General features: G+C 50.4%; 9 protein-coding genes. 3 read left to right on the top strand and 6 right to left on the bottom strand.

The genetic code is table 11. The features are described from left to right. Positions 1-862: 862 nt before the first annotated feature. From FIM25_RS14450 to FIM25_RS14430, 5 genes are all read right to left on the bottom strand, one after another. Entirely contained in the window at positions 863-1,708 is an 846-nt protein-coding gene (locus FIM25_RS14450; protein ID WP_139450569.1) for an FAD/NAD(P)-binding protein, read from the bottom strand. A 140-nt stretch (positions 1,709-1,848) separates the two neighbouring features. Further along, positions 1,849-2,883, bottom strand: coding sequence for a 4Fe-4S dicluster domain-containing protein (locus FIM25_RS14445; protein ID WP_139450568.1), 1,035 nt, complete (start codon positions 2,881-2,883; stop codon positions 1,849-1,851). Positions 2,884-2,918: 35 nt separating this feature from the next. Next, a complete protein-coding gene (locus tag FIM25_RS14440; protein ID WP_139450567.1) occupies positions 2,919-3,866 on the bottom strand; it encodes a ferredoxin family protein in 948 nt (315 codons plus the stop codon). Further along, the gene (locus tag FIM25_RS17355) at positions 3,866-4,297 is read right to left on the bottom strand and encodes a hydrogenase iron-sulfur subunit (RefSeq protein ID WP_150136689.1); all 432 of its coding nucleotides are present in this window, start codon (positions 4,295-4,297) and stop codon (positions 3,866-3,868) included. Before FIM25_RS17355 ends, FIM25_RS14440 begins: the two co-directional genes overlap by 1 nt. A gap of 67 nt (positions 4,298-4,364) precedes the next feature. Beyond that, positions 4,365-7,397: an FAD-dependent oxidoreductase gene (locus tag FIM25_RS14430; protein ID WP_150136688.1), complete on the bottom strand. Its 3,033-nt coding sequence runs from the start codon at positions 7,395-7,397 to the stop codon at positions 4,365-4,367. A gap of 330 nt (positions 7,398-7,727) precedes the next feature. Between FIM25_RS14430 and miaA the strand changes: the two genes are divergently transcribed. Next, positions 7,728-8,690: a tRNA (adenosine(37)-N6)-dimethylallyltransferase MiaA gene (miaA, locus tag FIM25_RS14420; RefSeq protein ID WP_139450564.1), complete on the top strand. Its 963-nt coding sequence runs from the start codon at positions 7,728-7,730 to the stop codon at positions 8,688-8,690. On the opposite strand, the gene FIM25_RS14415 is transcribed toward miaA, so the two are convergent. After that, positions 8,654-9,169 carry a DUF4124 domain-containing protein gene (locus tag FIM25_RS14415; RefSeq protein WP_139450563.1) on the bottom strand — a complete coding sequence of 172 codons (516 nt, stop codon included), beginning with the start codon at positions 9,167-9,169 and terminating at the stop codon, positions 8,654-8,656. The two genes, miaA and FIM25_RS14415, sit on opposite strands and share 37 nt — an antisense overlap. 199 nt (positions 9,170-9,368) lie before the next feature. On the opposite strand from FIM25_RS14415, the gene FIM25_RS14410 reads away from it, so the two are divergent. Continuing rightward, complete coding sequence (locus tag FIM25_RS14410) at positions 9,369-11,291, top strand: penicillin-binding protein activator (RefSeq protein WP_139450562.1); 1,923 nt, start codon at positions 9,369-9,371, stop codon at positions 11,289-11,291. Further along, entirely contained in the window at positions 11,275-12,582 is a 1,308-nt protein-coding gene (locus FIM25_RS14405; RefSeq protein WP_139450561.1) for a 3-deoxy-D-manno-octulosonic acid transferase, read from the top strand. The genes FIM25_RS14410 and FIM25_RS14405 overlap by 17 nt, the downstream gene beginning before the upstream one ends. The last annotated feature ends 5 nt before the right edge of the window (positions 12,583-12,587 follow it).

The raw sequence follows: 12,587 nt of genomic DNA, 5'->3' as shown, positions 1-12,587 counted from the left end.
CCCAAGAGCTTCTTTCAGCTGTCCCCGCTGTAAGGCTCCCATGGAGGTTCTGTTTTTCCTTCTGAGACCCGGATGAAAAGGATTAATTGGCAATAACCAGGCATTAACTGAATCGTGGAGGTGGCAAAGCTATGAAAATACAGTGCTTTTTTGAAGCCTTGTAAAAGGCTTTGCCCCTCTGCGTCCTCAAAAAATTCTTCCTTCCAGACTACCTCCGGATACACCGCTTCCAAAAAATGATATTTTCTTATATTAGAAACCTGTCGGGGATGCCGCTACGGGCTGGTTCAACGTCGGATAAGATCGTGGTTCGTCCCTCACACGATCTATCCTTATTTGTTGGGTGAAAGGAAAACTAAAATAGCAATAAAACACATAATTTTATACACAAATCGACACTCCAACAATATTGATTTTTCAACTTTCGCAACACCAAATCCGATATTAGCATTTAAAAAACACACCACTCTTTCACTAATCAACTTTAAGAACTTAGAGATGATTTCTTAAGACTGGTGTACATGGTTCTTCAGAAAAACAATAGTGCTAAGGGCCTACACGGTCTGCTCATTATATCCTGTGCTCTGGAAGGACTTTGCTATCATGAAAACACCAGCCTGAGCGTACTGGGGCTTGGGGCACATGGGCCTGAAGACCAGCAAACGGCAAGTATGTATCACAAAAACAAAGGCATAAAAAGTCATCATTACCTACAACCCCGGTATTCCCATGGCCAGAAAGCACTTATTTTTGAAAAAACAAAAGACCGATGCCCCCGGTATGGGAACATCGGCCTTTGAAGAAAAACTGTGTAAGGGCCACTTTCAAAAAACGGTCCCTTTGGCTTTGAAAAAATTAAAAATCAGTACTCTTTAGGCATCTGATTGAGCTGATCCAGTGTAAATACAGGACCGTCCTTGCAGACCAGCTCTTTGCCGATATTACAGCGGCCACACATACCTATGCCGCACTTCATGCGGTTTTCAAGACTCATGATGATGTGATCATGCTTATAGCCCAGTTTGTCCAGCACGGGCAGGGTAAACTTGATCATCATGGGAGGACCGCAGACAATGGCGTAAGTGTCATCGCTGGCCGGAGGTGCAACCTTTTCCGCAACCGGAGGAATAAAGCCCTGATGATACTTCCAGTTGGGATCATCGGTTTTATCTACGGTAATATGCATGTTGATCTTGCCCTGGGCTTCCCATTCACGGAGATCATCCATGTAAAGAAGCATACCGGGGGCACGGGCACCATAAACAACATCGATCTTGCCGAACTTATCCCGGTTATCCAGCATCATCTTGATGGAAGACCGCAGGGTCGTGAAAGCAAAACCACCGCCCACGATCAAAATGTTCTTTCCCTCAAGGATTTCCCAGGGATACCAGTTCCCCATGGGACCACGAAGACCCATTATATCGCCCACCTGCATGGAGTGCAGGTAGCTTGTCACTTTGCCGGTTTTAAATACCGTAAATTTTACAAAGCCCTTTTCCGTGGGGCTGGACGCAATACCAATGGGTATTTCGCCCTGACCCGGAATGGAAAGCTCTGCAAACTGACCCGCCTTGTAGGCAAACATCTCTTCATGCTCGGGATTCAGAAAAACGAACTTGAAGGTCTTCAAGCTCTTATCTTCCGTCTCCACCGTGATGTCGTCTATGCGGACGGGATACGGCTCATATGGATTGGGATTTCTCACCTTGTCATCTCCTTATCCTGCTATATGAAGGCGGCAACGGGCAGACACATTGGGCCTGCTGCCCCTACAGCTCCTTATCGATATGCAGGCACGGGGGTAATGGGCAGGCAAAAAGCCTGCCCTGCCACGTGGCCGATTTATTAATCGTTCATGGTGTTGCACACCGTCCGGATGTCGATATTGGCAGGGCACTGCTCCACGCAGCGACCGCAGCCCACACACATCAGGCCCGCATCGTACTTGTCCAGAAAATATTTCAGTTTGTGCATAAAACGCTGGCGGGTACGCTCCCATTCATGTTCACGGGGGTTATGCCCGGATGCATGRTGGGTGAAAAGGGCCGTCATGCATGAATCCCAGTTGCGGACACGTACACCTTCAGTACCCTTAACCTCATCCTGAATGTCAAAACACCAGCAGGTGGGGCAGGCATAGGTACAGGTACCACAGTTGATGCAGCCGAAGAGAATATCCTTCCAGAAGGGYGCTTCATAAAGATCCATGATGGTCTTACCACCGATCTTATTGTAGCTCACTTTAGAAGTGATGGCAGCTTCTGCTTTTGCCTTGAGATCTTCCACRGTTTTGGCARCATCTGCGCCTGCATCTTCACCAAAGCCTGCCTCTGCAAGGAATTTTTTCCCCTTGTCCGTCAGCACCTTGGCAATGAAGGCATCCCCTGCATCCACCAAAAGCACATCAAGACCCTCTTCTGCAAAGGGACCTGTGCCACAGGAGGTGGAAAAATCTGTTGAAGAAGGCTCATTGATGGCAAGTCCCACAAAGGTGCAGCGCTCGTAATTGCGCAGCCAGAAGGGATCTTTGTAATCTTTGTTGTCAAAATTCATCTTGGTGAGCTGGATGGCTTTGGCATCATAGGGACGGATACCGATCACAGCCCTTGCGCCCGGCTCTGCTGGAACTTCCTGCAGAATATGGTGGTTGGCCTTGTTTTCATCCAGAGTATATTCAAACATCACTTCAGACTGGGGAAACACCACCCACTTGGGAGAAAGCTTTGTGTTTTTAAATCCCATGTCCGGAAGCTGGCCTGCGGCCAAAACTTCATACTTATGGCTGTCTTTTTCTRGCACAGGTCCGATGAGTTCGTAGGCTTTACGCGCCTTCTCAAGCCCACCGTCCCAGGATGCCTTGGCAATTCGGATATAACTCATGATTTTCCTCCGATAATGCTTGGGGTCGTAAGGGCCTAGCGGATAAAGGCCTCGGGGTCATCGGTTTTAAAGGTATCCAGCGGAGGCCGCACACCTTCCTTCATGCCCGTTTCCCAACCGTAGTTGTCCACACAATCCTTGATGCTTTTCCGTGTGAAGGCACGCATTTTAATATCCATGGGACAAGCCGACTCACAGGCACCACAATCCGTACAACGTCCTGCACAATGGTAGGCCCGCAGGAAGTGGTAGGTGCGAATATCCATGGGGTCAGTTCCCTTACCTACCCACTGGGGACGGGATTCGTCCACAAAACAGGTGGGACAATAGCATAAGGGACAGGCGTTCTTGCAGGCATAGCAGCGGGTGCAGCCGGAAAGAAGCTCCTCAAAGTGCGCCCATTTGGTACCCGCATCCATGGCTGCAATGGCTTCCACGTCGGCAAAGCGATTTTCAAGGGTTGGTTCTTCCACGGGCTCCCCTGCCATCTCGTCAAAAATTACAGGGTTACGCTTGATGCAGGTGCTGCAGTTGGACTGGAGAACATCTGCCTTATTAACGGTCTTTTCTCCGGCAGGACCCTTTACCGTAATCTGATCACCAGCCTCGCTGTAGGCCGTTACTTCGCCGCCTGCAAGGTCGCTCAGGGCTTTTTTGTCCGCCATGCCAGTGCAGGGTACACCGATGATCACAAGCTGATCCCGCTTGATCTTGTTTTCAACTATGTGGCCAACAATGTTACGCGCATCACAGCCCTTGGCAATGATACCGATCCGGTCCTTGCGGCCCGTTAAATAATTGCAAAGATTGAGACGGCAGGTGGCGTCCCAGATCAGATCCTTTGTATCCGATGCCTTACGGATGATGGTCGGCTCACTCATGACGGGAAGCGTTCCCTTTTTGAAGCCGATCACGACATCGACCTTCTCTGATTCGAGAAGGCCGCGGGCAATCTCTTTAATCCTGTCGATGTTTCCGCTCATTATTCCGCTTCCTTCATGTAACGCTTCACAAAATTAGTATTGGGACCAACGGCTTTTACAGCATCCGTTACTTCCTTGACCACTTCCACAAACTTGGTGGATTCGGCGGAAGAGATCCATGAATAATGGAGACGACCCTGTTCCACACCCATGTGTTCCATCAGGTCGTTGAACAGCTGAAATCTGCGGCGTGCATAGTAATTACCTTCCAGGTAATGGCAGTCACCGGGATGTCAGCCGGATACCCATACGGCATCGGCACCTTCCCTCAAAGCGGAAAGGAAAAATTTCGGACTCATACGACCCGTGCAGGGGATGCGGATAACCCGGATGTTGGGGGGATACTGAAACCGGCTTACGCCTGCCAGATCCGCCGCACCGTAGCTGCACCAGTTGCAAAGGAAACTCACAATTTTAGGTTCCCAGCTCATGGCTGTTTCTCCTTATGTATAGAATCCTTTCAGGGCATCCCTTTGGGATACCCTGAAAGGAAAATGGTTATGCACTCATGGTAAAGATCTGCGCAAAAATCTGACTGTTATCAAAGCCGCCATGGTGAATGGCACCGCTGCGGCAGGCCGCCACACAAAGGCCGCAGCCCTTGCAGAGAACGGGATTGATTTCAGCCTTACCCGCATAATAACCCGTATCCATAACGCTGGGGGCAGAATAGGGACACACACTCACGCAGATACCGCAGGAGGAACACACAGCAGGATCAACCTTAGCCACCTGACCGGAGGTGTAGACCTTCTGCTTGGCCAGCAGAGTAACAGCCCTTGCCGCAGCTGCCCTTCCCTGGGCCACGGTTTCATCCAGGGGCTTGGGATAGTGGGCAGTACCGGCAAGGAAGACACCATCTGTGGCAAACTCGCTGGGTCCGAGCTTGGCATGGCGCTCCACAAAGAAGCCGTCATTATTCATGGACAATTTGAAAAACTGGGCCAGCTTCTGGATCTTGTTGGGAACAACGGCAGAAGCCAGTGTCAGAATATCTGCCTTCAGTTCCAGAGCACGACCAAGGACATGGTCCTTAACCCGAACCACAAGCCTGTCACCAACCTTTTCCACCACAGGCTTGGCATCAAGCTCATAGCGGATGAAAATCACACCGGCATCCCTTGCCTCACGGTAGAGATACTCCTTTTCGCCGTAGGTACGAATGTCTCTGTACAGAATAAAGACATCCATGTCCGGCTTATGTTTTTTCAACTCCAGGGCATTATCAATGGAGTGGGTGCAGCACACGCGGGAGCAGTAGGGACGATCAGGCTGACGGGATCCCACACACTGGATGAAAACAGCACTTTCAGCACTGTCCAGAATGGGATCTTTGGTTTTAAACTTCATATCCATCTCAAGGCTGGTGAGGACCCTGGGGTCTTCTCCATAGAGATATTCGCTGGGCTGGAAGGGTGAAGCCCCTGTGGCCATGACAGCAATGCCATGCTCAAGCAGAAGCTCTGAACCACCTTTGAGCTGAGTTTTAAAATTACCCACAAAACCATCAACGGTGGCAATTTCCGTATTCAGGTGCACGGTTATGCTGTCATCCACCTTGATGGCATTTTCCAGCTCCGCAACCTTCTCCGCCACATCTTCGCCCTTGATGGTTTTAAATATATTCAAAGCCTGACCACCCAGACGATCAGATTTTTCTATGATGTGGGTCTGGTATCCCTGGTTTGAAAGGGCCTTGGCTGCGGTCATACCCGCAACACCACCACCCACCACCATGGCAGTCTGGTTTACATTCAGCTCGCCCTCACGGAGAGGCTCGAACAGAGAAGCCTTGGCAACACCCATGCGTACCAGATCTTTAGCCTTGTCCGTGGCCAGATCCGGAGTTTCCTTATGTACCCAGGAATCATGGTTACGGATGTTGACCATCTCAAAGAGATACTTGTTCAGACCGGCATTAATCAGGGTTTCCTGGAAGAGTCCCTCATGGGTTTTGGGCGTACAGGCCGCCACAACCACCCGATTCAGGTTCTTTTCCTTGATGATCTCAGCCATCTTGTCCTGAGTATCCTGGGAACAGGCAAAGAGATTGTTGGTCACATACTCCACATAGGGCAGGGTTTCGGAATACTCTGCCAGAGCCTTCACGTCCACAGTACCGGCTATGTTGGAGCCGCAGGAGCAGACAAAAACACCCACCCTCGGGCGGTCACCGGCAACATTTGTTTCAGGCACTGCCTCTGCGGTTTTTGTACGGGTATTCCTGGCCGATGTCAGCAGCTCACCCGCAGCAGAAGCTGCAGCCGAGGCATCAATCATGGCCTGGGGAATATCCTTGGGCCCTGCAAAGGCACCGGCCACAAAAATCCCTTCACGGGAAGTGGAAACCGGCTTAAAGGTCTCAAATTCGGCAAAGTTACCCTTGGTGAGCTTGATACCCAGATCGTTGGCAAGCTTCACCGTGGATGGATCCGTTTCAAGGCCGATGGACAGAACGATCATGTCAAAGACTTCCGTCTCAAGACGACCGTCATCGGTCACATAGCGGACTTCAAGGGAATCTGTTTCAGGAATAGGATTGATGGTATGCACACGGCTGCGGACAAAGCGAACGCCCTTCTTTTTGGCATTCTCATAGTAGCGTTCAAAGTCTTTTCCGTGGGTACGCATGTCCATGTAGAAGATGGCACAATCCAGATCATCACCACTGTGCTCCTTGGCAATGGCCGCTTCCTTGATGGCATACATGCAGCATACCGATGAACAATATGCATTGTCACAGCGGTTCATATCACGGGAACCAACGCACTGAAACCATGCTATCTTCTTCGGTTCCGCATGATCCTTGCTCATACGGGTAAGATGTCCCATGGTAGGACCGGAGGCGGAAAGAATTCTTTCAAACTCCATGGAGGTCACAACATTGGGAAATTTTGCATACTGGTAGGTATCAAAAATGGTTGGATCAAAGGGCTTGAAACCCGGAGACAGAACAATGGAACCCACGTTCAGCTTCAGGGTTTCCGCCTTGTCATCATAATTGATGGCATCGGCAGGGCAAATTTTTGCGCAATTGCCGCATTTGTCCTTGGTAAGCTTGATACAGCTTGCAGGATCAATAACATACTTCAGGGGCACTGCCTGATCGTATTCCACATAAATGGCTTTACGCTTTTTCAAGGATGCATTGTACAGGTCATCAATTTTTTTAGGACATTTTTCCGTACACGCACCACAGGCAATACACTTGTCCATATCTACATAACGGGGCTTCTTGAAAACTTCGACCTCGAAATTTCCGGCTTCACCGCTGATGGACGTTACTTCACTTAAAGTCAGTAATTCAATGTTCAGATGCCGGCCGACCTCGACCAGTTTAGGTGAGATAATTCACATTGCGCAATCGTTGGTCGGAAAGGTCTTGTCCAGCTGTGACATTACGCCACCAATGGACGACCCTTTTTCCACCAGATACACATAGTACCCGGCATCGGCCAGGTCCAGCGCCGACTGCATCCCGGTGATACCCCCACCCACGACGACAGCGGATCCAATAACTTCCTTCGACATGGTCTATTCTCCTGTAGCGATTCTGCAGTCCCTTTTTCCGCCACCCCATTATCCAGCGTTTTCAAGGAATTCTGCAACGTTACAAATACCCATATTGCCTGACGCCTTCCGGTTTCAGCACCGGAAACAAGCGCCAGAATCCGTACAAGCATTTATGAATTCTATTAGCACGCCAATCCTTATCGACTAACACCAATGTTGTCAATACATTTGTCCTGTGCGGATCTCAAGCCTCCACAGGAATATTTACCCTGTTTTTTTCCGGAAAAATCCGGTTTAATAATTCCCTGAACCGGTCCTGTCCCCTTACACTTTTATTCAGGAGAAGAGATGCAGAAAACCAGACCCGGAGTCATTGTCATATGCGGTCCCACAGCCAGCGGTAAAACCGATATGGCCATAGAACTCAGCCGTATCTTCAAAGCCAGTATTCTCAGTGCCGATTCCATGCAGGTCTACCGTAATATGAACATAGGCACAGCCAAACCCGACCCGGAAGAACTCAGACGCTACCCCCACGCAGCCATTGATATTATCGATCCGGATGAAGCCTTTGATGCCGCTGCCTTTGCAAGGCTTGGAAGAAAAGAAATCCAGCATAATTTTGAAAAAGGTTTTCTCACCATTGTTGCCGGTGGCACAGGCCTTTATATAAAGGCCCTGCTCCAGGGCCTTTTCCGGGGGCAGCCCGCAGAACCCGAAAGCCTTGCAAGGCTGGAAAGAGAAGCAAGGGAAGCAGGATCTGCAAGCCTCCATGGCCGACTGTCCCTGAAAGACCCGGAAGCTGCGGCAAAAATCCACCCCAATGACACCTTCCGCATTGTTCGTGCCCTTGAATTTTTTGAAGCCACAGGAAAAGCCATTTCAGACCGCCAGCAGGAACATGACTTTTCAGACAGACCCGACTATGCGGTGGTTAAAATCGGCATCCTGACGGACAGACAAACACTCTATGAGCGCATCAACGCCCGGGTGGATCGTATGCTGGAAAAGGGCCTTGAGCAGGAAGTAAAACAGCTCCTCTCCATGGGTTATGGTCCGGAGCTGAAAAGCATGCAGGCCATCGGATACCGCCATATGGCGGACATTCTCCAGGGACGGGTCAGCAGAGAAGAAGGTATCCGGCTTCTCAAAAGAGATACCCGACGCTATGCAAAACGACAGTACACCTGGTTCAATGCAGACCCCGAAATCCTGTGGACAGCCCCGGAATCCTGGGAAGAAATGCTTCCTGAAATTAAAAAAAAGCTGACCTCTCAGGGAGCTTCATTTTCTTCTTCACTGACATCCTGATGCACACGGGCATTAAAGGCTTCAACCCCCTTATTATATTCCCTGCGCCTCTGCTCATAGGCCTTCCTGTCTTTTTCAAAGGCCGCAACCTCAGCATTATGGGCAGCAACAGCTTCTGCATCGGTATTAGAAAGGGTTTTCACCCTTTCTTCAAGGGCCTCTTGCCTTTCCCCAAGCATCCTGAATTCTTCTGCGAGGGACTTTCGTTCCGACTCAAGGAATGCAGCATTTTCTTCCATTGAAACCGGCTCTGCAATCTCTTCTGCGATCTCCATACCATCATCTGCCGCTGCCCCTTCCCTTGCCTCAAGACTTTCAAAGCGCAAAACAGCCTCACGTTCCTTTTCAGGTAAGCGGGAAAGGTCATCGGTAAAAACAATTCTGCCAGCCTCATCCCTGTACTGATAAAACTCTGCACTGGTATGATTTACGAGAAAAAAAAGGCCCACACCCAAAATGACCATGATCTTTGTCTGCATACTGCCCCCCTCTTCTCCAGCTTTAAAAAATTTAAAAAGCCAATTCCCTTTTGCCTCATACCATGGTCTTAGTGTATATAGTTTTTCAGTTTTTATGACAAGCACAGGAAAAAATGCTTTTTCCCTTACACCATGTCGGCTGAAAAAGCCTGCTGTCCGGCAAGCCCTTACCATCAACCCATGGAACGACTGCTGATTTATGAAAAAAGATTTCACAGCCAAGGCAACCCTGCGGCGGCTCTGCCTTTCATGCCTCCTCTGCCTTTTTATTTTTACCGGATGCGCCAGAATGCCTTCTCCTATGGATATTTCAAGGCAGACACCCGAAGAAAAAAGCTTTGAATCCGCTGAAAAATCATATGCCGCCGGAAAAAGAGAAGAAGCCAGGGAAGCCTACCTGCACTTTCTGACAAACTATCCGGACCATCGCCATGCGCCGGAGGCCCTTTATAAACTCGGCTCAATTCATGCAGCAGAAGGCAATGGCAGTAATGCCAGATATTATTTTGGCAGACTGATTCAGGGTTATCCAGAGAGCAACTTTTTTCCCGAAGCCCTGCTGGCCCGATGCACTTCATGGTACACTGAAAACCAAACCGAAAAAGCCTTTGAATGTATACAGAATGCCAGACAGAGAACAGATAAGCCGGATATACATATCCGCATGGCAATGCTGAATGCAAATATCCTCACCAACATAAACCGCAACCAGGAAGCCCTGGAAAGCCTTGTTCTCATTTATCCCACAGCACCAGCCCCCCTTAAACCAATACTGCTGGATAAAATTTTCAACCAGACCCGGGCAATGACGCCTGACACCATTCTTTCCACAATACCCCTTGCTGCACAACCTGAACCGCTGGCAAGCCTGACGCTGGCCAGAGCAGTCCGTCTGGCCGAATCCGGCCGCTACCGCAGCGCAGAAGAAATACTTGAGGACTTCCTGAACCGCCACCCACGTCACCCAAGAAAAATCATGGCCGAAGATCTCAGGAACGCCCTTATGGATAAAGAAGAAATCGATCCTTTGGCCATTGCCTGTCTACTCCCCCTCTCCGGCCGTTTCGAACCCTTTGGAAATCAGGCCCTCAGGGGTGTGGAAATGGCCATGATGATTTACACCCGACAGGAAAATGCCCTGCCCGTCCGCATCCTGATTGAAGATACACGCTCCGACGACAATGCAGCTTCAGAAGCCATAAAAACTTTAAACGACAAAAAAATCATGGCCGCCATTGGGCCCCTGGCTGCTTCCCCGGAATCATTCCAGACAGCAGCCGACCTTGGCCTTCCCCTGATCACGCTGACCCAGCAGGAAGGTGTGACGGATATCGGCCCCGGAATCTTCCGGCACTTCATGACACCAGCCATGCAGGTCCGTGCTCTGGTTTCCCATGCCATGAACCGTCGCAATCTTTTCCGTTTTGCCATTCTCCATCCGGATGACAGCTACGGTCAAAATTTTCGGGATCTTTTCTGGGATGAAGTAGAAAACATGGGGGGACGCATAACAGGTGTTGAAAGCTACCCCCCCCGCAGCACGGACTTTTCTGAACCCATCCGCCGCCTGACGGGCCTTCACCTTCCCCTACCCGAAGATCTCCGCACTCCGGTTCCTGAAGGAGAAGAGGAAAAAGAGCCAAAACCTGCAATACAGTTTGACGCCCTCTTCATTCCGGACAGTGCCCAACGCACAGGCCTGATTCTTCCCCAGCTGTCCTACCACGATGTGGAAGGTGTTCAACTGCTGGGCACCAACCTCTGGCACAGCCCCCGCTTCATTCAAATGACAGGAGGCCATGCCAGAGGCGCCCTGCTGCCAACGGGATTTTATGCAGGAAGTACCCGACCGCAGGTTCAGGAATTTGCACAGCTTTTCAAAGAAACCTACGGAGAAGATCCCGGATACCTTGAAGCAGTGGTCTTTGACACCCTGATGTTTCTCTTCCATACCCTGGAAAAGAACCCCTACAGCCGCTCTGAATTTGTAGAGTATATAATTGAATCAGAAGTCTACGATGGTGTCACGGGCCGCATCCGTTTCTCAGAAAAAAGGGAGTCCATGACACCACCCGGCATCCTTGAAATACGGGGAGGCGATTTCCGTGAAATCCTTCCCTGATATATCTTCACCCGGCATACCTTCCTACGGGCACTACAGAGCCCTGACCCTGGCACTCAAGGGACTGGGAGCGCCTTTTCTCTGGGCAGGCATGCATGCTGCGGGACAGGGCAAGCGGTATCAGCAGCTCAGGGGAAAACTCCCTTTTCTTGAAAAAAAAGAGGGTAGACCCCACATATGGATACACGGTGCAAGCCTTGGAGAAGCCGGTGTCACCGAATCTCTGGTGCAGCAGCTTCGCGGTCTTCTCCCAAAGGATATCCATTTTACCCTTTCCTCATGTACAAAAACGGGCATCACCATGCTGGAAAAACGACTTTCCGCTGTGGCAACCCCTGTTTTTGCTCCCATGGATCTTCCGGGATGGCCGGAAGCAGCCCTTAAATCAAGGCAGCCGGATATCATGGTCTTTGTGGAAACGGAAATATGGCCCAACTGGATAAAGGCCTGCGCAGACCTTAACATCCCTGTACTCATGGTCAATGGCCGGATTTCTCCAAGATCTTTCCCTCGCTACATGAAACTCCGTCCGCTTTTAAGGGAAATTTTTAGTAAAATGTCCGGCTTCAGCATGATAAGCGATAAAGATGCAGAGCGAATCCTGGAGCTGGGAGCCCCTCCCGAAAAAGTATGGGTCTGCGGAAATGCCAAAAGAGACCCCTTTTCCCTGACCGGGGCACCCCTGTCCATTGACAGAGCCGGACTTGGCCTGAGGGAGGATACACCACTCTGGATCTGTGGCAGTATTCGCAAAAACGAGGAAATCCCCCTGGCACAGGCCTTCATCAGGGCCAGAGAGGAATTCCCCGATCTCCACATGATTCTGGCACCCCGCCATCTGAAACGCCTTGAAGGAATGGAAAAGAATATTACCAGAGCAGGCCTTGGACACCAGCGTCGCAGCCGTGGTCTGCCCCTTCGTCATCCGGTTCTCTTCCTTGACACCATGGGTGAACTGCGCAGCCTCTATGCCCTTGCCGATGTGGTTTTCTGCGGTGGCAGCCTGGTTCCCGCAGGAGGACAGAACATTTTGGAAGCAGCTGCCTGGGCAAAGCCCATCCTTTTCGGTCCTTCCATGGAAGATTTTTCAGAAGAAAAAAACCTGCTCACGGAAGCAGGCGCTGCCTTTGAAACCCAAGACGCAGAGGCCCTTGGCCAAAAACTCTGCTTTCTTCTGCGATTTCCTGAAAAAGCCAGAGAAGCAGGAGAAGCAGGCCTGAGCGCCCTTAAGAAAAATCAGGGCGCCTTGTCCTGCCACACCCATGCCATCATGAGGCTCTTGAAAAAGTAACTGCA

The organism is Desulfobotulus mexicanus (assembly GCF_006175995.1).
Lineage (GTDB): Bacteria > Desulfobacterota > Desulfobacteria > Desulfobacterales > ASO4-4 > Desulfobotulus > Desulfobotulus mexicanus.
The sequence above is the reverse complement of the archived record's forward strand: the minus strand, read 5'-3'. Positions and strand labels throughout refer to the sequence as shown.